We start from the raw sequence: 20,632 nt of genomic DNA, 5'->3' as shown, positions 1-20,632 counted from the left end.
GAAGGGAGCATATCGATGACGGGCCCCGTACTGCGCGGCGATTCGCTCACCGTCGAACGCGGTGACTCCACCATTCTCGCGGACGTCTCCATCACCGTCGAGCCTGACACGTCCCTCCTCATTCAAGGCCCGAGCGGTGCCGGGAAGACGACGCTGTTCAACGTCCTCGGACTGCTTAGCACTCCGACCAGCGGCTCGCTGTACGTCCACGGCGACGACACGAGCGCGCTCCCCGAGCGGAAGCGCGCCGTCCTCCGACGGGACGCAATCGGGTTCGTGTTTCAGGACTTCCAGCTCATCCCGGACCTGACCGCGTGGGACAACGCCGCGCTCCCGCAGGACCACACCCGGAGCCGAGACGAGGCGTGGCTGGACACGCTGTTCGACGCCCTCGACATTTTAGACCTCAAAGACCAGTATCCGGCGACGCTCAGCGGCGGGGAGAAACAGCGCGTCGCCATCGCCCGCGCCCTCGCGAACCGGCCGGACGTCGTCTTCGCCGACGAGCCGACGGGGCAACTTGACCCCGAAACCGCAGAGCGCGTTCTCGACCTCCTGTTCCGTGTGAAGGACCAGACGGACACCGCGCTCGTCGTCATCAGCCACGACCCCACGCTGTCCGACCAGTTCGAAGAGACGCATGTGCTGATAGACGGCTCGCTCCGCCGGAAACCGGACGAGCGCATCCGTCAATGAGTCGCCTCGGATAACATGCGCTATGCGACAGCGCTCCTCTCGAGGTGGTCGCGCCGCGAGTGGCTGAGCATCGCGGTCGTCGCCGTCACGACGGCGTTCCTCCTCGGCTCCGCGTTGCTGTTGCTCACCGCGGCCACCTACACCGGAACGCTCAGTTCCGACCTGTCGAGTTCGGCGACGGTCACCTACGAGGGGTCCTACGAGGACGCGGTCGCCGCCGCCGACGACGGTGAGGTTGTCGTCGCGGTCACCACCGTCACGCTCCCCGACGGCGAGACTCGCCGCGTCGTCGGGATACCCCCCGACGCGCCGCAGACGATTTCCGGCGCGTCGGTCGCGTGGCAATCGGCGGCACTCCCGAGACCACCGACAGACGGCGTCTCGGGGCCGGTATCGACGGTACAGGCGGCGGAGCTAGCCGGGCCTGATAACACGATTTCGACGACCGTCTCGCCGCACCGCGTCGACGAGACGCTGTTCCCCGACTCGTGGTACGTCGCGGACACCGACACCGTCCAGCGGCTGGGAACGAGCGGCGCGCTCGTGTTCGACACCGGCGAGTCCGGACGCCCGGCGTCGGCGACGAGCGTCCCGCTCATCGCGGCGCTCCCGTTTCTGGCGGGCGGCATCACGCAGGTCGTCCGGACGCTGTCGGTCGCCGCGTTCGCCGGTGGGCTCCTGATTCTCGTCGTCGTGTACAACGTGACGAAGATGTCGATTCGGGACCGAACCCGTCTCATCGGCGTCGCTCGCGCGACCGGGGCGTCGCCGTGGCGTATCCTCGCGATTCTCCTCGGCCGCGTGCTGTCGCTCACGTTCGTCGGCGTCGCGTTGGGCTACGCGCTCGGCGTGGTCGTGACCAACGGCGCCGTCAACGCCGCGACGTACGCGGGCCTCCCGGTGTCGCTTCAGACGACCGTGACCGCCGACATCGCGGTTTCGCTCCTCGCCATCGCCGGGTTCCTCCTCGTGATGGGCCTCTTCGCCGGGGTTCTCGCGGCGCTTCCGGTCGTCCGCGGTGACCCGAGCTTCGACCAACCGCACCGGGCCGCCGGCCGATGGCCACAGCCGATTCGCCGCTTCCAAGCGGCCGCCTCGCCGACGCTCGTCGATTGGCGGGCGTTTACCCCCACGGCGGCGACGCTCGCCGTCTTCATGCTCATCATCCTCTTGACGGGCTCTATCGGCGGCGCGCTCGCCCCCCTCGCGACCACGTCGAGCGGGACGGTCGTCGAGAGCGGTGCCGCACACCCCCTCAACAGCCGCATCGACGAGAACTACGCGACCGTCCTCCGGTCGTACGGTATCACGGCCAGCCCGGAGGTTATCTACGCCCAGACCCGAGGCCGGACGCCGTACCTCGTCCGCGGGGCGAACTACACCGCGTTCAGCTCGGTCACCGACGCGTCGTTAGTCGCGGGCACGGCCCCGCAGCGTGCCGACGAAGCCGTCGTCGGAACCGACCTCGCGCGGACGCTCGGGCTCGAAGTCGGCGAGACGGTGACGCTCGGCGGGAGCGTCACGCCCGGGGTCAGACGCGTCACAATCGTCGGGACGTTCACCGGAAGCGGCGTGACGAACGACCAGCTCGTCGTTCCGCTCGAAACGACGCAGCCGCTGGCGACAGGTCCCGGAACGGTGCACTTGATTCGGACGAAAAACGCGTCTTCGAGGCTCGCGTCCCTGCAGAACCGCTCGTCGGGACTGCTCGTGACGAGCCTCTCCGGCCCGTCCGAGGTCCAGACGAACGCGACGTATCGATTCAGCGCGACGGTTCGGAACCTCGGGTCCGCCGCGGCGACAGAGACGGTCGCGGTCCGCGTGGGGAACCGAACGCTCGAACGAGACGTGACGCTCGGGAGCGACGAATCGACACGGCTGTCGTTCGAGACGAGCTTTCGGACCGCTGGGACGTACGAACTCGCCACCGACGGCGTCACTCGCTCGGTAACGGTGTACCGGCCGAACACGCTCCAGCTTCCGTCCGAGTACCCGACCCGCGCGCCGCCGGGCTCCACGCTCGTCGTACCGGCGACGACGCCGAACGAGTCCGTGGTCTCCGGCGTGACCGTCACGCTCGACGGCCGGAGTGCGACGACGGACGCCCGGGGCGGCGTCCCGATGCGGGTTCCCGACGAGCCGGGCACGTACACGCTGCGGCTCTCGAAAGACGGCTACGTCGCGGAGGAACACACGCTCACCGTGGAACGCGACGCGCCGCAGCGACTCGGCGGGCGGCTGACGGTCTCGCCGTCGACCGGGTCGCGACTCACGAATCCGACGGTGACCGCACGCGTCGCCAACCCGTGGGGTCGCTTCCTCGTCCGCAACCTCACCCTCGTCTCGCCGGGCGGCACGCAGACCCGGACCGTCGAACTGACCGGCGGGAACGTCTCGGAAATCGAACTGGCGGCGTCCGAGGTCGGACTCGGTGACGACCCGCCGCCGGGCACCTACGACCTCCGACTGGTCGTCGACGGGTCGGTCATCTCGACGGCGACCTACCGCGTCACCGGCGACGAACGCGTCGCGGCGACGCTCAGCAGCCGCGGCGAGTACACCGAGGGCACCGGCATCGGCCGGGCCATCGAGAACGTCTTCGGCAACGTGCAGTTGCTGTTCGTCGTGCTCGTCTCGCTCGCCGGGCTGAGCACCATCGGCGGCACGACCGCGACGTTCGCGCAGGCGGTCCACGCGAACCGTCGCGTCATCGGCATCTACCGCGCGACTGGCGCGAGTAGACGGCGGATTCTCGCCCTGCTCGCGGCCGACGCCGTCCGCCTCGCGATTCCCGCGGCGGCGCTCTCGTTCGGGTTTGCGGCGGCGCTCTTGTGGCTGCTCGAACAGGCGGACGTGCTCGTGGTCTTCGGGATTCGACTCGCCGTCCCGTTCACCCCGGGGCTGGTCGCCGCGTCCGCTCTCGGGGCGGTCTGCCTCGCGGTCTGTAGCGCCGTCATCGCGGCGACGCCCTTCGTTCGCTTCGACGTCGGGCGGTTACTCCACCGCTGACTGTTCGACTCGCCATGACAATGCACTTACCCCAGACGGGTGTAGAGGCTGGCACATGCACTCGTCTCGTGCCCTCCTCTTGGCGCTCGTGTTGGTGTGTTCGACGGTCGCTCCGTTGACCGCGGCACAAAGCGCCGACTACGACGTCGATATCGACGACGACCTCGATATCCCCGACCGGACGATTTCGACCCAGTGGGGAGACCAGACCATCGAAGCCATCGGCAGCGCGTCCGAGGATGGAACGGTCTCCGTTTCGGCCGACGGACCGTCCGGCCCCTCGTACTCCATCCGCGTCGTCGACAGTCAACAGCGACTCCGCGACAACCACTACGTCGACGGCGGCGGCTCCGCCTCGGCGTCGTTCTCGCTCGACCGCTACGACCCCGGCACGTACGCAATCGCGCTCACGAACGGAACTGAAACCGTCTACGCGGTCGAGCCGTTCATCATCAACGGGTTCGACGTCGAGCAGACCGCGGCAGACCGCGTCGAGGCGGACGACGAACTCCTCGTGGAAGTGAACCTCTCGGACGCCAGTTCCGACGTCGAATCGCCGCCGGCCGGCGTCGAGGTCGTTCTCGGGAACGAATCGACGTCTGTCCGCGCGACCGCGACCCAACAGACGGGGCTGAACTACACGGCGACCGTCGACGTGGCGTCGCTCTCGCCGGGCGACTACCGCCTCTATTCGGCCGCGCAGACCGACGACGAAGTGTTCGGTGAGCCCGAACTCGTCGCGGTGAGCGGCACGCAGTCCGTGAGCGTCGTCGAAGCGGGGTCGCTCCAAGACGCAGACTCGACGGACGAACCCGACGAGACGACCACGGAGACGACCGAATCCACCGCATCGACGACGGCCACGGCGGCCGCGAGAGAGAACGCGACGGCGACGGCGACGACGACTGACTCGCCGACGCCCACGGACGACGGGGACGACGGGGACGACGCGAACGAAGACGAACAGTCGCCTTCGACGGCGACGACGGAGACCGCGGCTACTGACTCGAACGGAACGGAGACGACGTCCACCGAGACTTCGACGATGCAGTCGACGACGGCGACCACGACCGAAACGGCCGCTCCCCTCTGGGGGCCGTTCGGCATCTCGCTGGCCGGCGTAGTCGGCCTCGCCGGCATCGGTCTGCTCCGCCGTCGCTCCTGAGCGGCCGACGCGCTTCTCCGTTCTCGTCTTCCTGCTCCGCATCGCTCGTTCGGCACCCCGATAGGCCGTGTCTCTCTTGTGTCGTCTCACGCCACCTCGTCCGAACTGCCCCAGCTACGGCTCGATGACTGAGTGGGCGTCCAGGCGAGGCGACAGCTCTCTGATGTCAGCGGATCACGCCGCGCTACGGTAGCCTTTCCACCGAGTGTGCGTTCCACAGCACGGTGGCAGACTCGCGTGGCGTGCCGCACCGGAGACTGTCACTCGTGGCGTGGCCGACGCCGTGTACGACTGTTCGACTCTAAGCTCGTCGTCTGCGTAGCCGATTACAAAAAAGAACTCCGACAGCGGTGACGAGTGACGCGAGTTATTCGCGTCGCACCGCGATGAGCGCGATTGCGACGAGCGCAATCAGCGCGGCGGTGACGCCGAAGCCGGGGATGACCGAGTCGGTCGTCGTCGGCTCTTCGGTCGTCGTCTCGTCGTCGAAGCCGGACGTTCCGGTCGTCGTTTCGCCGTCGTCAGCGGTCGTCGTTTCGCCGTCGTCGGCCGTGGTCGTCGTTGTCGTCACGGCCTGCTTCGACGTCACGGCGAAGTACGAGAAGCCGGGCGTGTCGGCTTCGAGCACGACCTGCCCGTTGCCCTGACTCGCGACGCGCGTGTCGAGCACTTCCCACTCACCGGTCTCGTCGTTGTAGCGTTCGACTTGGAGGTCCTGTGCGGTGATGCCCAGGTCGTCCAGTCGACTCTGCCGAACGGTCATCGTCACCGTCGACGGTGAATCCTCGAGTGAGCTTGGGACGTCGATCTGGACGAACCCGACTGCGGGATTCGCCGGTTGACCGACGGTTCCCGGGAGGCTCGACCGTTCGCGGACGATAACCTCACCGGTTCCCTGGCTCCCGAACGCCACGTCGACGTTCGTCACCGTCGCGCCGTCCGGAAGCGACGCGCTGACCTGCGAACCGTAGAACAGCCGGACGCTGTCGTAGGTCCCGCTGTTCGGAACGGTTCCGCCGCCGCCACCACCGCCACCGCCGCTCGACGGGGCTTCGGTGGTCGGCGTGGACGGCGTCGGTGTGCTGCCGTCGAGGTCCTTCACGTCGACGCTCGTCGCGTCGCCGCTGTGCGAGAGGAGGTTCCCTCTCGTGTCCGTGATCGATTCGACGGTGACGTCGATGGACGCGGTGGTGTCGCTCCCGACGGACTGGGCGGTCACCGTCAGGTCGGCCAGCGAGACGTTCCCGGTCGACCCGGAGGTCTCACCCGTGTACCCGACGACGGTGAGCTTTCCGTTGCCGTGGTCGGTCGTCTCCACGTTGAACCGGGAGTTCCCGGCGACCGAGACGTCGACCAGGCTGTCGTCGTAGCTGATGTTCAGTTCGTACGACCCGATACCGTCCGCGTCTTCGACGTTGTACGCGGTGAGCGTCGCCGCCGAGTCCGCGGAGCTTTCGTCGAGAGACGCGACCGTGTCGACGGAGACCGTCTTGGCGGTCGCGGCACCGACGCCGCCGACGCCGACTGCGCTGACGAGCATGGCGGTGCACATCGCTACCGCGAGTAGCTGTTTCGTGTTCATGAGTTATGCACCCCCGATGGTGTAGTCGGCATCACGGTTGTTCTCGCTGTACTGCTGGACGAGCATCGCGTCAATCGCGTTCACCTGACCGTCGCCGTTGACGTCACCGTAGGCGGCGTCAGAGCCGCTCGAGGCGGCCTGTGCGATTGCGGACGCGTCGTCCGCGTCGACGTTGTCGTCGAGGTCCGCGTTCCCGAGTTCGTAGCCTTCGAACTCGACGGTGACCTGCGTTCCGACGTCAGTCTCGTTGAGGCGGACCCGCGTCTCGCCGTCGACCGTCGTCTGTTCGACGAGGTTCGCGTCCGTCGTCGCCGTGCCGTCGCCGCGGAGCGGCTTGTCGCTCGGCGGCGCGATGTCGTAGACGACCGTGCCGTCGGTCTTCGAGATGGTCACGGACACCGTCGTGTTGACGGGCGTCTCGGCGTTGCCGTCCGTCTCCGAGGTCGTGTCGCCGACGAGCGTCGGTTCCGAACCGACGTAGGCAACCGGCTGGATGCTGTCGTCGCCGTCGACGAAGGTGACAGACGCCGTCTCGGAGATACCGACTCCGACGGTGAACTCGGGGGCGTCCGTCAGGCTCGAGCCGACGGTGTGGTCGCCTTCGAGCACGATCTCGCTGACCGCGTCGGCTTGGGTCTGACCGTCGAGGACGACGGACGCGCCACTGACGGCGTTTCCGCCGTTGTCCACGACGCTCGCGTTGACCGTCCCGACACCGCTCACGTCGAGTTGTTCGCTCGTGCGGACGTTGTTCGGCTCGTTGTACATCGGGCGCACGTCAGCGGTCAGCGACGTCGTCCCCGCCGACGAGACGGTCACGTTGAAGTGGTAGGTCCGTGACTCGCCGGCCGGCACTACCTCGCCCGTGATGAGCAGAGAGTCGCCGGTCGAAATCGTACTCTCCTGGACGACCGCGTCCCGGAGATCCGCCGTGTTATTCACGTAGACCGCGTCTTCGGCACCGTTCGGGAGCGCGACCGGGCTGCTGATCGGAACCTCCACGAGCGGGTTGAGGAGCGCGGTGTCGTCGTTGTTCGTAACCGTTACTGCAATCGTCTGGTTCCCGTCCGTGCTGAGGTCGTCCGGCGCGTCGATGGCGACGCTAAACGGGTCCGCAGCAGAGACAACGCCCGGGCCGACACCGAACGATATCGATGCCACGACCAGGAGGGCAGCCAGTGTCGTTGAAAGTTTTCGTGTCATCGTTTCTCCTTAGTTGGTGTCCTCGTACTCTTGTTCGTTGACGAGTTGCTCGGATTCGGCACCAACGACAACGCGAGTCTCGTTCTCGACGGTGAGCGTGATGTTACCGGTCTCACGAAGCGTGTCGAGTTCGTCAGTGGTGAACGTCACCGTCGCACTCGGCGTGTTACCGTCGACGCTGACTTCCTTCGTGACGCTCGAGTTGATCTCGATCGTCACCGTCTGCGAACCGGCGTTCCGCTGGTCCGCCGTGGTGAGGGCGTCGATGGCGACGCCGGTCGCACGCGTGTTCCCGAAGGAGCCGCCCTGCTGGTAGATGCCAACGAGGTAGCCGACGCCGTCGGACACGGTTCCGTTGCTCGTCGCCGTGTACCCTGCCGCGTCGTTCAACGCGATGATCGCGTTACCCGTCGCGCGGGCCTTCTCGCCGACGTTGCTCCAGTACGGAGAGTTCGTGTAACCGGCCCACGACCCGTCCGCTTGCTGGTTGGCCACGAGCCACTCGACACCGCTGTCGAGGGCCATCGACACGTTACCGGAACTCAGCTCGTTGTTGACCTGATTCCGGAGGGTGTCGCTGTCGTTGACCGCTGCGAGCGCCTGCACCGCGTAGGCGGTCGCCTGCGCTTCTTTCGTACCGGCTTCCCAGCTTCCGTCGCTGTTCTGCTGTTCGATGAGGTAGACCGCGGCGTCGACGCTGAACTCGTTGGCGGCCGTCTGTGCGGTCGCGTTGAGGTCGTCGCCAGCGCGGTCGATTGCGACCGTCGTGTAGGCGGTCGCGGAGGCGTCGTCGCGGAGGAAGTAGCCGCTCGGGCGGACACTTCCGTCGTTGCGCTGTTTGTCTGCCAGCCAGAGCACCGCACCGCTCTGGTTGATGTTCTGCAGACTCTTGTTCACGTCCGTGCGGTTGCTCTGCACCGTGTCGTCGGAGACGGCGCTCGCGCCTGCAGGGCGTAGATGGTGTAGAACAGGTCACCGCGCGGGTTGTTGCCGTACATGCTCCACGCGCCGTTGTCGTGCTGAGAGATGTTGAAGTACGCACCGGGCGTGGGCTCGTCGGCGAGCTTGCTGATACCCGCGCTGATCGTGCTGTTCGCACGGTCGCGGTTGTAGTTGCTCGGGATGTCGCCGTTACGGTAGTACTGGTCGGTCCGGAGCGCGGACATCATCTGGGTCGTCGTCTGTTCAACACACCAGTAGGGGTAGGAGAACAGGTATTCGAGACCCTGTAGCGTCCGCCCGTCCGTCCCGGACTGCACGGTCACGTTGAGCGTGTGTTCGTAGGTCGTCGCGTTGGAGACGTTGAGTGCGAGCGACTGCGTCTCGCCCGCGCTCTTGAGCGTCGTCGCGTTCGTCGTGGTGTAGCGAACCTTCGGCACCGTGACGTTCGTCGTCGCGGACGCCGTGTCGCTCTCACCGAACGCTTCGACGGTGACGTCTACCTGCGCGTCTTCGATGTCCGCGGTCGTGTTGCCGCGGACCTTCCAGGCGACCGAGCCGCCCTTTGCCGACGACCGGACCTGTTTCTCAGCGCTCTGTCCGGCGGCGAGTTCGAGCCCCGCGGGGAGCGAGACCGTCGCGTTGACGTCGGACGGGTGGTTCGCGTTGAACTCCGCGAGAACGGTGACGGTCGAGTTGTTCACGACCGTCGAGGGCACCGAGACGTCGTCGTTTTCGATGCTCAGCGTGTACGGCTTCACCGTGACGTCCTTCGTCGACTCGTTGTTGTCGAACGGGACGCCGTCGGAGACGGTCGCACTCACGACTTTGTCACCACCGGTCAGGAAGCGGTGGGTGACGCGCGTCGTGTTGGGCTGGTTGACGCCGAGGTTCGCGATGGTGATGTTCTCCGTCGTCCCGTCGTCGTAGTCGACGGTCACGTTGAACTCACCGGTCTTCGCGGTACCGTTGTTCTTCGTGAACACGACGAACGTCGCCTTCTGGCTCTGGAGCGCCGTGCTCTGTCCCTGGATGCGGACCGCCGGGTCGGCGTAGACCACGCGCGTGGAGTTGACGACCTGGTTGTTCGTCTCGTCCGTCTCAGGGATATCGTTCGCCGGGTCGACCGTCGCGGTCACCTTCGCGTTGCCCTGTGCGAGATCACCGAGGAGCTCTTCCGCGGCGAACTCGGTCAGGTCGTAGGTGAGCGTCGTCTCGTTGTTCGGCGCGTCGGCACTGTCGGAGAGGTTACCGGTGTACTTCGTGTACGTCTCCGTCGCACCGTTTGCGGCCTCGACCGTCAGGTTGACCGTCGCGTTCGAGACGTTGACGAGACCGTCGTTCGAGACGGTCACGGAGCGTTCACGCCGTCGTTGAACCGCTGTCGCTGTTTGACATCGAGTTCGGGCGAGAGGTCAGCACCCTCCGCGAGACGGAAGGTGAGGTTCGCGCCGCTCGTGTCGACCGTGAGGTTCTGCCAGTACGTCCGGTTGACAAACCGGTCGTTCTCCGGCGGCGTGACGCGGACTTCCATGTCGCCGCGGACCTCGATGCCGGTCTTGTCGCCTTCACCGGCCGGGAAGAGTCCCTCGGCGTTGGACTTGTACGCGACACCCGAACGCGTGCCGTCGTTGTTGTGGTGGACCGCAATCGTCGCGTTCTCCACCGGGTCACCGTCCTGGTCGACGACGGTGACGTTGAGCAGGCCGGCGTCGGGAAGCGTCGTGTTCCCGACGTTCAGAACCCGCTCGGTTCCGCGCGTCGTGTGAAGCGAGTAGATGTCGGGCGACCCGTCGCGCGGGTGGTCGCCGCTCCAGCCGCTCGTTCCGTCCTGCACGTACGCGATCGTCTGTTCGGTTCCGTTGACGACCGGCACGAGGAACCGACCGTTCTCGTCGGTGAACGTTCGTCCGACGGACCACGGCTCGTCGCCGGGGTTCGTGCGGCTCGTGTAGACGAGGTCGTCCACGGCGGGGCTCCCGTCGGGCAGCTTGACGTAGCCCTTCGCGAGCGGGCCGCCGGTGACGCGCGTTTCGACTTCGTTGTTCGTCTCGCTCGCCTCGGCAATCTCGTCAGCCGGGTCCGCGACGACGCGAACGGAGTAGTTCCGCGCGTCCACGCGTGCGAGCGACGTGTTGATCGCGACCGACTCGCCGGCGTCGAGGTCGACCGTCCGACTGGCGAGTTCTTCCCAGGACCCGCCGTTGTCGGCTTTCGCCTCGACGATGGCGTCGACGCCCGTCGCATCGACGTTACCGAGGTTTTCGACCGTCGCGTTGACCGGCACGACGCCTTTCGTGACGTCGGTTTCGACCGAGAGCGTCGGCGCGATGTCCGGCGCTTTCACGGTTACGGTCTCCGGTGAGAGGTCGCCGATACGGACCGTGTGCTCACCGAGCGAAAGACCGGAGACGACGAACGAAACGGTCTTCGATTCGCCCGCTCCGAGCGTCACGGACTTCGTCTGCGTGATTTCGTCGTCAACCGAGAGCGTCGCGGTGAACGTGTCCGACACGTCGCCGGTGTTCGTGACCGTCGCGCTCACGTTGACCGCGTCTTCGAGTCCGATTTCGGTCGTGTTGACCTGCTGGTTCGAGTACTCGAGGTTCGGCGGCGTGTCGACCGTCACGGTCTGGGCGGGAAGCCCGTCGACCGCGATCTGGTACGTGCCGGGTCCGAGTTCCTTCTCGAAGGTGACCGTCGTGGACGCGTCGGGCGCGAGTGTCCCGTTCATCCACTCGACGGCCGTCCCGTCGATGACGAGCGACGCGTTGTACTCGCCGGTGCCGGTCCCGTTGTTACGGATGTCGGCGCTGACGACGGTCGTGTCACCGGGCGAGACCTGGCTCGGAACCGTGAGGTTCGAGTAGACGATGTCCGGGACACCGCTGACCTCGATGGCCGTCGGCGTCGCGTCGTTGACCGTGACATCGTACGTGCCGGCGTGTCGAAGCTCAGTTCGAACTGCTCGACGACGGTCTGGCCTGCACCGACGAACACCGTCTTCGACTCGACGGTCTGGCCGTCGCGCTTGAGGTCGACCGTGAAGTTCCCGCCGAAGTCGTCGGCGTTCTCGACGGTCGCGTTGACCGTCACCGTCTCGTCCGTCGTCACCGACGTCGACGAGACGTTGTAGTCGGTGAGTTCGATGTTCGGCGTCTCGACGGACAGGTCGACGCTCGCCGAGACGTACGCGGTTCCGTTAGACGGCGCTTTCGTGGCCGTCGCGGTTCCGGACTCGACGGGCGTGAACGTCACCTGACCGTTCGAATCGGTCGTGAACGTCTTGCCGTTGTAGGTCACGTTCGCGCCGGCGACGCGGTCACCGGTGTCTGCCCGGGTGACGTTGAGCGTGACGCTGTCGCCCTGCTGGATTTCGACAGCGCTCGGCTCGATGTTGAGCTGGACGCCGTTGACGAGGTCGACGCTCGCTTTGTTGCTCAGCGTCGCCGTCCCGTTCTGTGCGGTCGCGAAGTGAATGACCGAGTATTCGCCGGGCGTGAAGTTCTCCGTCGTGCGGAGCGTGACAGTTTCCTGTGGTCCGCCGACGGTTCCGTTGATGCTCGTGTAGATGACCGTGTCGTCGGTCTGCGTCACGCTGTCTTCACCGGCTAACCGCGAGAGCAGCGAGACGATGTTCGTGTTCCCGTTGTATCGGCTCGCGGGCAGCGTGCTCCCGGCGAAGTTCGTTCCGGGCTTCACGTCGGTCGCCCCTTCGATTCGGTCGATGGACGACTGAATCTCCTCGATTTCGCTCCCGTTGAGCTGAATCGTCTGCTGTTGGTCGCCGAGGACGGACTCGTTCAGGAGAATCGTCGTGTGCGAAACGTCGTCCGTGCCCAGGTTCGACGCGTCGACGTCGACGTTCACGTCGTTGCCGACTGCGGCGACGTCCGGCGGCGTCACCGTCGACCGACCGTCCTGCACGAGGAAGTGGTCGAAGCCGACGACCGTCACGTTCCCTTCGGCGGTGAGGTTACCGGCCGAGGAGCCCTGTACCAGACCCGGGTCGGTGCTGTTTTCGACGAGAACCGTCGCGAAGATGTACTGCCCGGACTTGTCGGGGGTGAATTTGAAGTTCTGCTCTCCGCTCTCCCCGTGAACTCGTCGACGATTTCGGCGTTCGTGTCTTCGCTCGTGGTGAGCAGTTTGCCGATATCGCTGATGCCACCCGGTTGCTTCGCGCCCTCCTTCAGGCGGACAGCGACCAGTTGGACTTTCTCCCCGTCGACCACGCTGCTCTTTCCGGCTTTGCCCGGATTGAACGTCGCGGTAATCTCCGTCTTGTTGAAGACGTAGATTCGGTTTTTGTCCAAACTGGTTTCCAGGTCGCTCGTCCCGACGAAGATATTCGTGTTCCGTATCTCGTGGCTGATGTACGGGACGTCGTCGAGTGTGACAAACTCACTCGACGCTGCTGGATTATTCGGCCGGAGTGTTAGCAGCGAATACTGCCACACGGAGATGTTCTCTCCGGCATCTATCTTCAGCTCGTCACTCACCGCGGGTGTCGTCGCTCCATCAATCGGAGCTGAACCCCCTCCGCTGAGTGAGGCCGATGCGTCTTCTGAGGCGAGGGTGCTCGCGCTAACGGGCCCTACCACCATCGATAGAACCACAACCCCCGTCAGAACTAAACTCAATAATTTAGTCCTGTTGCTGGTTGTAGGCCTCATGGTATGTTCATCTGATACGAGCGATAAAATACTTCTGTATCACCCATGGATTTATTCACGCTCATATACCTGAATAATACCGTCCGGCTGTATTGACACTCGCTCAAACCGACAACTATGCGGTCGTTTCGTGAGCATGGTCACATTAAAGGTGGTCGGGGAGTCTCGTTACGACATGCGAAGACGCCGGTTTCTTACTGCGTTCTCTGCGGCGGTCGTCGGGATAGCCGGCTGTACACAGGAGTCCGAGACCGAGGACTCGCCCCAGCCGTCGACGACGCTCCCGACGAAAACACCGTCACCGTACGCCGAGCAGGCGGACGACTTCCGGTCATTCCTCCAACAAGAAGGCATATCCGTCGTCGAACTCCTCCCCCAGCCGCCGTCGAACACGGTCGAACTCACGTACGTCTCGAACGAAGAGCAGTACGAGCAAGTCGGCGGGGAAATCGGGACGATAGCCGGCGGCTTCTTCAATCGAGTCGCGAACGGCTGGGAAGCAGAGCGCCTGAACGCGGTCGTCATGGACAGCCCCGAGTCTCGTTTCGGTACGTGGTACGCGAAGTCGTCGTGGTTCGACGCCTACCGAGACGGGGAGATCTCTTCGAACGAACTCTCGCTCAAAGTGTTGGACACGCTCTCGCGTGCCGAGAGTGCGTAACCCGGTCGCGGCGCGCCCCGCTCGCTCGCCCGCGACCCGATCCGTCAATGCGTCGGTCGGTGAGACCGACCGCTTTTAGTGAATCGTTGGCGCACCCATAGTCGATGCCCTCCGATACGGACTGGCTGTCTCTCGTCCCGCGCTCGGTTCGCGCCGCTCCGGCGGACCTGCTCGCGGTCGTGGTGGCGGTCGTTCTCACCTGCGGCGCGGTCGCCGTCCCCGGCGTTCGCGACACCCCGCTTCGAATCGTGCTCGGCCTCCCGTTCGTCCTTTTCGTCCCGGGGTACGCATTCGTCTCCGCGCTGTTTCCGGAAGCGGGGCGGTCGGTCACCGCGGCCGGGGACGCGGGCGCGGGCGCGGGCGACCGGACGGGAATCGACGGCATCGAGCGCGTCGCCCTCTCGTTCGGGACGAGTATCGCGCTCGTCTCGCTGTTCGGGCTCGGCCTCAACTTCACGCCGTGGGGGGTACGACTCGTTCCGATCGTCGGCTCCGTCGGCCTGTTCACGGTCGCTGCCGCGGTTGTCGGGTCGCGCCGTCGGAGCGCCCTTCCCGAAAGCGAGCGGTTCCGCGTACCGTCTCGCAGCAGGGTCGCGGGCGTGAAATCGAACCTGTTCTCGCCCGACTCGGGAACCGACGCGGCGCTCAGCGTCGCGGTGGTGCTCTGTGTCGTTGTCGCTGTCGGAGTGGGCGGATACGTGGTCGCCGCCCCCGGCTCCGGCGAGTCCTTCTCCGAGGTGTACCTGCTGACGGAGAATCAGTCCGGGCAACTCGCCGCGGAGGACTACCCGACGGAGTTCACCGCGGGGGAGTCGACGCCGCTCACCGTCGCCGTCGACAACCACGAGGGGACGACCACCGACTACGTCGTCGTCTCGCAACTCCAGCGCGTTCGGGTCGCCAACAACACCACGACGGTTCTCGAACGCGAACCGCTCACGCGGTATCGACCGTCGGTCGACGCCGATTCGACGTGGCGGGCCGAACACGCGGTCACGCCGACAATGACCGGCGACCGACTCCGACTCACCTACCTCCTGTACACGGAGTCGGCACCCGCGGAACCGACGGTCCAAAACGCCGCCCAGGAGGTTCACCTCTGGGTGAACGTGACGGACCCGGACTCCGAGGCGACCTGACCGGCTCCGCCTAGTTTTCTTTGGCCGCCGCGAACAGCGCCTGCACGTCAACGACGTTAACGCGACCGTCCCCGGAGAAGTCGAACGCCTCCGGAGTGTCCTCGACCGACGCGGCGTGGCGGTGGGCGAACAGCGCCTGCACGTCAGCGAGCGTTACGTTGCCGTCTCCGTTGACGTCCTCGTAGCGGCCGTCACCGTCGGGGTCGGTCGGCGGCGCTGCGTCGGTCGTCACGGGGCGCGGCAGCTCGGTCGTCGCGTTGACCGCGCCCCACGTGTCGAGCATCCCCGCGCCGACGGTCGACTCCGCTTGCGGAAGCGGCTGCGCCGTCGACCGGAGAGTCCGCCTCAGTTCGGTGGGAGTCGCGTTCGGGTTCGCGTCGAGCAGGAGCGCAATCGTACCGCTGACGTGTGGGGCCGCCATCGACGTCCCATCGAGCGTGACGTACGGCTCGTCCCCGTCGCGCTGTGACGTCGAGTACGCGGACGTGATGTTCTCGCCGGGGGCGATGAGGTCGATTCCCGGCCGCTGGTCGCTTCCGAAGCCGACCGGTCCCCGGCTCGAAAACGAGGTCGCGTTGGCCGCCGTCTGCCGCGCTGCACCGACCGTAATCGCGCCCTCCGACGCGCCGGGACTCGCCACCGAGCGGTTCCCAAGCAACCCGGCGTTGCCGGCCGAGATGACCGCGACCGTGTCCGTCGTCGTCACGAGTGAGTCGACGTACCGGGAGAACTGGTCGCTCCCGTTCGACGGGTAGTACGCCGTCGCCCGGTACCGATACGACACCGACTCGGGGTGGTCGCTCTCGACGGCGAGCGACCAGTTCCCGGGGGTTTCGATTGCCGTCTCGTTCCGAGGGGTGAACCGCTGGTACGCGATTGCTTCCGGCACGCGGCCGTCCTCGAACCACCAGCCCGCGTCGACGCCCCTGAGCGGGGTGTCGCCCGCCGGGTCTCGAAGCGTCACCGAGAGGTTCCGCATGACGGCGGCCTGTCGCTCGTCGCTCTGAATCTGCTCGCCGCCGACCTGCGTCGGTTCGACGAGCACGTAGACGTACGCCGGTTTGAACCCGTCGTACCGCGCCCCGTTTCCGTACACGCCCGACCCGTTCGCGTAGAGTTCGATGTCGGTCGCTCCGGTCCCGTTCGGTCGGACGCCCCGTTCCCCGCGGTATTCAAGCGGGAACGGGCTGGCACCGAGGCTCGCGGAGACGACGTCCGCGCGGTTCTCGGCGCTCCATTTCATCGCCGCCATCACGTCCGACATGCTCCCTTCTCCCTCGTCGTCGAGCGCGTGCGCCGAATAGCTGGGCTTCGGGCGCGACGCCGACCGATTTGTTCGCGTCTGCCCGCCCGGCGACCGTCCCCGCGACGTGCGTGCCGTGACCCCACGGGTCGAACGGCTGGGAGGTGTCGCCCACGAAGTCCTTCCACCGGACGACCTGCCCGCGGAGCGCCGGGTGGCTGTCGTCGATGCCGCTGTCGATGACGCTGACGTTCACGCCCGCGCCGGTGATTCCACGGTCCTGTACGTCGTCGGCACCAATCGATTCGAGGTTCCACGACCCCGTCCCGCTCGTGCCGCTCGTCGCGCGCTGGACGCGGTCCGCTCGGACCGTGTCACCGTACGCAGACAGCGCGTCGAGGTACGCCGCGACGCTCGGCGACATCGACCCCGTCGCGTAAATCGGCCGGTCGTAGTGAATCGCGGAGACGTTCGGCATCCCGCCGAGGGTTCGCACGACCGCGGGCGTCGCCTCGACGGCGAGCGCGTTGCGAGTCCAGAACGGTTTCACGTCGGCCGCGGTCCCGTTCGCCCGCCGGGCGTCGAGGAAGTCGCGCACGTCGGACTGCGTCCGGTTGGTCGTTGCTCTGAGTTGCGCGCGCGCCGCCGCGTCGCTTCGACCGTCCCCGTCGCGTGACTCGCGCGCCGGGCCGTCGAAGACGAGGAGTACCGGAACCAGTTCGTCGGACGCCGCACGCGACAGTTGATACGCGGCCGCGCCCGAGAGAACGTCGCTCCCAGTCGTGTCGTTATCGAATGCGGTCGTGCTGTTGTCGGGCGCAGTCGTGTTGTTGTCGAGTGCGGTCGTGTTGTTCGCGGGGTCGGAGACGGTCGCCGCGACCGCACTACGCTCGGACGCCATTCCTTCGGCGTCTGGAGGGCGCGCCGCTTCCGAAACCGGTGCGAGCGTCGCGCTCAAGAGGAGACAACACACGATGCCGACGACGACCCGTGTCCCTCGTTGCGTTCGAATCATCTCTTCGAGACTCGTCTGGACGGGAACACGGCTGTGGCGGCGAGCATCTTACTCGGTCGGTAGTGACAGTCACGACTACAGGACTAAAACACCCATCGGTCGTGCCGACTCGTCGACGCCGTGGTAAAACACGCATATGAACATCACACCATATGCCGACGGGTGCCCCGCCGCGTTCCGCTCGCCGCCGCTCCCGGAACAGAAAAGTAGTCCGACTCTCAACACGTCGGTATCGACTCGCATGTCAATTCGACAGGCTCTGGTCGTCTCCCTCGGGCTGTTCGTTCTCGTCAGCTGTGGTCTCGTCGCGGTTCCCGCCGAGGCGAACGCAGCACAAGACGGCGTCTCGGTCGTCGTGTCGCCCGCCTCGCAAGAGACGGACGTCGGCTCCACGACGACGTACGACCTCGTCGTCGAAGGCGTCAGTGGCGGTGGCGTCGGGGCCGTCGACGTGACTCTCAGTGTTGACGGTTCCGTCGCGACCGTCTCGAACGCGTCGTTCGTCCCCGACCCCGGGCTGAGCGAGGTCACGTACGGCGACGGCCGGTCGAGAGTTCGCCTCTACGCGGCACTCATCGATACGTCGCAGTCCGGCTCCGTCACTATCGCGACGGTCACGGTCGAGGGGACCGCGAACGGAACGTCACCACTCGTCGTGAACGTCGCCGATGTCGGGAGCGAAGGTGGCGTCAGCTATCGAATCGACGCCGTCGAGAACGGGAGTCTCGCCGTCGGCGAGGCGGGTTCGAACACCACCGAACGCGCCTCCGAGGACGGGTCGTCGTCGCAGGACGACGACTCGGGGTCCGCCTCTGAAGAGACCGCCGGCGAGTTGACCGTCTCCGCTATGGGCGAAAACGGGACGGGCGGGGTTACCGCGAGTTCTCCTTCCTCGACATCCTCGTCGGCGGAGAACGCGACGGACGGACAGGTCGGTACCGCGGGAACCGCAACCGCGAGCGAGACCGCGACCCGGTCCTCACCGTCGCGGACGGAGACGAGCGCCCCCGGTCTGTCGGTACTCCTCACCGTCTGTTCCCTCCTCGCCGTCGTCGCGTACGTTCTGGTCGCGTCCCGCTGAACTGCGGCGCTCCTCGTCACGACGCACCACGCCGCCGACGCGTCGGACCCGACACCGCCCGCGACCGTTCCCGCAAGCGATAGTTTAGTTATCCCGCACCGTCCACCACCGTGCATGGCAACGGCACGACGCGAGCGATTCATCCGCGCCCAGCTCGCTTGGATGCTCGGCGCGACGCTCGTCTTAGTCCTCCTCGACTCGCTTTCGTACGAGCTGGTCTTCGTCGTGTCCCTCATCGGGTTCCTCGTCGTCGTCGAACTCACCGCGCCGGTCGCGGTGACGCCCGCGTGGCGGCGACGGCTCCTGTGGCTCATCGGCGGCGGCCTCGTCGCCTTCGGCTACATCGTGGTCAGACGCATCCTCGACATCCTCCCGCCGGGGGTGTTCTGAGTGCGCGTCGGCTCCCGCGAGGTCGGCTATCCGCACCTCTTGGCCGCGGCGCTCCTCGCCACGATGCTCCTCGCGTCGGCGTCGGCGCGGGCACCTCCTCGTCTACTTACGGCGCGTTCAACGCCGCGTGGGACGGCGGCTCCGGAATCCGCGGGGTCGCATCGGACGCGGGTGCCGAAACCGAGGTCGTCTACAACACCACCGAGTACAGCGAGGTCGACCCGGCGGGCACGGTCGCGTTCGTCATCTCGCCCGAGCGGGGCTACACCGACGCCGAGGCCGACCGCATCGAAGCGTTCGTTCGGGCCGGCGGCACCGTCGTCGTCGCCGACGACTTCAGGCCGCACGGCAACGACTTGCTCGCCCGACTGGGCGCGTCGGCGCGCATCAACCAGACGCCGCTCCGCGACGACCGCCACCAGTACAAGTCCGGCGCGCTCCCGGTGGCGACGCGCGTCGCCGCGGACCCGCTGACCCGCGACGTGAGCCAACTCACGCTGAACCACCCGGCGACGGTGACCGAAAACGAAAGCACCGTTCTCGTCCGCTCGTCGAACTTCTCGTATCTCGACCGCGACGACGACGGCGAACTCGACGAGAGCGAGACGCTCCAATCGCACCCGGTCGCGACCACAGAGCGCCTCGGCGCGGGCGACGTGGTCGTCGTGAGCGACCCGAGCGTGTTCATCAACGCGATGCTCGAACGGCCGGACAACCGGGCGTTCGCCGAGGCGCTCGTCGCCGACCGGGCGACCGTCGTGTTGGACTTCTCGCACGCCGAAGAGCGCCCGCCGCTTCAAGTCGCGCTCCGGGCGCTCCGGGGCTCCGGCGGGCTCCAACTCCTGTTCGGCGGGGTCGTCGTCGGCGCGGTCGCGCTCGTCGCCCGGCGCGGGCGGTTCTCGTAGCCGGTCGAACGGTCGTCTCGTCGGGACGCTAAGACCGCAGTTATATGTGGTCGCCGTCCCGAGTGTCTCGTATATGAGTGCTCCCGAAGAGGTCTACGAGGCCATCCTTGACGAGACGTCGCAACTCCTCGTCGGGAACGAAGACGCGATAGAGGCGCTCACCATCGCGTTGCTGACGAACGGGCACGTCCTCCTCGAAGGGGTTCCTGGTGTGGCCAAGACGACGATCGCCAACCTGTTCGCCCACGCCGCGAATCTTGACTACCAACGGATTCAGATGACGCCCGACGTGCTGCCGGCGGACATCACGGGCACCCACATCTACCGCGAGAACCTCGGCGAGTTCGAACTCCAGCGGGGGCCGATCTTCTCGAACGTCGTCCTCGCCGACGAGATCAACCGGGCGACGCCGAAGACGCAGTCCGCGCTCCTCGAAGCGATGGAAGAAGGACAGGTGACCATCGAGGGCGAGACGCTCAAACTCCCCTACCCGTTCATGGTCGTCGCCACCCAGAACCCCATCGAGTACGAGGGGACGTTCAACCTCCCGGAGGCCCAGCGCGACCGCTTCCAGTTCAAGGTCGTCGTCGAAATCCCGGAGCGGGCCGACGAGCGGGAGATTCTCGAACGCTTCGACCGCTCGCCGTCGCTCAAGCCCTCGGACATCTCGAACGTCATCAACGACGCCGACATCGGGAAGGCCCGACAGGTCGTCACGGACGTACACGTCGACGACAAGGTGTTCGATTACATCCTCGACCTCGTCGGCGCGACCCGGACGCACGCCGCGGTCGACTTCGGCGCGTCGCCCCGCGCGGTCGATTTCGGCGCGTCGCCCCGCGCCTCGCTGGCCTTCCTGCGGGCCGGCAAGGCCGCCGCGGCGATTCGCGGCCGCGACTACGTGATTCCGGACGACGTGAAGCGACTG

Annotated in this window: 16 protein-coding genes and 1 pseudogene; 9 read left to right on the top strand and 8 right to left on the bottom strand. The window is 66.4% G+C overall.

Annotated elements, in window-relative coordinates; genetic code table 11:
- The first annotated feature begins 15 nt into the window (after positions 1 to 15).
- The 3 genes from ATB1_RS18445 to ATB1_RS18435 are packed head-to-tail and all read left to right on the top strand — an operon-like array spanning position 16 to position 4,870.
- The gene (locus tag ATB1_RS18445; protein ID WP_042666319.1) at positions 16 to 696 is read left to right on the top strand and encodes an ABC transporter ATP-binding protein; all 681 of its coding nucleotides are present in this window, start codon (positions 16 to 18) and stop codon (positions 694 to 696) included.
- Positions 697 to 711: 15 nt separating this feature from the next.
- Complete coding sequence (locus ATB1_RS18440; RefSeq protein WP_042666317.1) at positions 712 to 3,705, top strand: FtsX-like permease family protein; 2,994 nt, start codon at positions 712 to 714, stop codon at positions 3,703 to 3,705.
- A 55-nt stretch (positions 3,706 to 3,760) separates the two neighbouring features.
- Positions 3,761 to 4,870 carry a hypothetical protein gene (locus ATB1_RS18435; protein ID WP_042666315.1) on the top strand — a complete coding sequence of 370 codons (1,110 nt, stop codon included), beginning with the start codon at positions 3,761 to 3,763 and terminating at the stop codon, positions 4,868 to 4,870.
- Positions 4,871 to 5,237: 367 nt separating this feature from the next.
- On the opposite strand, the gene ATB1_RS18430 is transcribed toward ATB1_RS18435, so the two are convergent.
- The 6 genes from ATB1_RS18430 to ATB1_RS23610 all read right to left on the bottom strand — a co-directional run bounded on the left by ATB1_RS18430 (position 5,238) and on the right by ATB1_RS23610 (position 13,270).
- Positions 5,238 to 6,452, bottom strand: coding sequence for a PGF-pre-PGF domain-containing protein (locus ATB1_RS18430; protein ID WP_277813248.1), 1,215 nt, complete (start codon positions 6,450 to 6,452; stop codon positions 5,238 to 5,240).
- Between the two features lie 3 nt (positions 6,453 to 6,455).
- The gene (locus tag ATB1_RS18425; protein WP_241768354.1) at positions 6,456 to 7,613 is read right to left on the bottom strand and encodes a dockerin type I domain-containing protein; all 1,158 of its coding nucleotides are present in this window, start codon (positions 7,611 to 7,613) and stop codon (positions 6,456 to 6,458) included.
- A gap of 51 nt (positions 7,614 to 7,664) precedes the next feature.
- On the bottom strand, positions 7,665 to 8,573 hold the full coding sequence (locus ATB1_RS23625; RefSeq protein WP_241768353.1) for a prenyltransferase/squalene oxidase repeat-containing protein: 909 nt from the start codon (positions 8,571 to 8,573) through the stop codon (positions 7,665 to 7,667).
- Positions 8,549 to 9,949 carry a hypothetical protein gene (locus ATB1_RS23620; protein WP_241768352.1) on the bottom strand — a complete coding sequence of 467 codons (1,401 nt, stop codon included), beginning with the start codon at positions 9,947 to 9,949 and terminating at the stop codon, positions 8,549 to 8,551. Before ATB1_RS23620 ends, ATB1_RS23625 begins: the two co-directional genes overlap by 25 nt.
- Positions 9,946 to 11,469 (bottom strand): CARDB domain-containing protein, encoded by a 1,524-nt coding sequence (locus ATB1_RS23615; protein WP_241768363.1) that lies wholly within the window; start codon positions 11,467 to 11,469, stop codon positions 9,946 to 9,948. The genes ATB1_RS23620 and ATB1_RS23615 overlap by 4 nt, the downstream gene beginning before the upstream one ends.
- A 1,078-nt stretch (positions 11,470 to 12,547) precedes the next feature.
- Complete coding sequence (locus ATB1_RS23610; RefSeq protein WP_241768351.1) at positions 12,548 to 13,270, bottom strand: hypothetical protein; 723 nt, start codon at positions 13,268 to 13,270, stop codon at positions 12,548 to 12,550.
- Positions 13,271 to 13,406: 136 nt separating this feature from the next.
- Here ATB1_RS23610 and ATB1_RS18415 point away from each other — a divergent pair, with 136 nt between their 5' ends.
- Positions 13,407 to 13,931, top strand: a complete 525-nt coding sequence (locus ATB1_RS18415; protein ID WP_241768350.1) for a hypothetical protein — start codon at positions 13,407 to 13,409, stop codon at positions 13,929 to 13,931.
- Between the two features lie 104 nt (positions 13,932 to 14,035).
- Positions 14,036 to 15,070, top strand: coding sequence for a DUF1616 domain-containing protein (locus ATB1_RS18410; protein ID WP_042666312.1), 1,035 nt, complete (start codon positions 14,036 to 14,038; stop codon positions 15,068 to 15,070).
- Between the two features lie 10 nt (positions 15,071 to 15,080).
- Here the strand turns inward: ATB1_RS18410 and ATB1_RS23605 are convergent, their stop codons facing one another.
- A complete protein-coding gene (locus ATB1_RS23605) occupies positions 15,081 to 16,334 on the bottom strand; it encodes a S8 family serine peptidase (protein WP_277813247.1) in 1,254 nt (417 codons plus the stop codon).
- Positions 16,243 to 17,328 carry a S8 family serine peptidase gene (locus tag ATB1_RS23600; protein WP_241768349.1) on the bottom strand — a complete coding sequence of 362 codons (1,086 nt, stop codon included), beginning with the start codon at positions 17,326 to 17,328 and terminating at the stop codon, positions 16,243 to 16,245. Before ATB1_RS23600 ends, ATB1_RS23605 begins: the two co-directional genes overlap by 92 nt.
- Before the next feature lie 241 nt (positions 17,329 to 17,569).
- Between ATB1_RS23600 and ATB1_RS18400 the strand changes: the two genes are divergently transcribed.
- The 4 genes and pseudogenes from ATB1_RS18400 to ATB1_RS18385 all read left to right on the top strand — a co-directional run.
- Positions 17,570 to 18,409 (top strand): hypothetical protein, encoded by an 840-nt coding sequence (locus ATB1_RS18400; RefSeq protein ID WP_042666337.1) that lies wholly within the window; start codon positions 17,570 to 17,572, stop codon positions 18,407 to 18,409.
- 114 nt (positions 18,410 to 18,523) lie between these two features.
- The gene (locus tag ATB1_RS18395; RefSeq protein WP_004042058.1) at positions 18,524 to 18,799 is read left to right on the top strand and encodes a hypothetical protein; all 276 of its coding nucleotides are present in this window, start codon (positions 18,524 to 18,526) and stop codon (positions 18,797 to 18,799) included.
- Positions 18,800 to 19,704: pseudogene (locus ATB1_RS18390) on the top strand (DUF4350 domain-containing protein).
- 73 nt (positions 19,705 to 19,777) lie between these two features.
- Positions 19,778 to 20,632, top strand: an 855-nt coding sequence (locus tag ATB1_RS18385) for a MoxR family ATPase (RefSeq protein ID WP_042666335.1), incomplete at its 3' end; no start/stop codon positions are given.

It is taken from the genome of Haloferax sp. ATB1, assembly GCF_000730175.1.
This window is presented reverse-complemented; position numbering and strand designations above follow the sequence as displayed.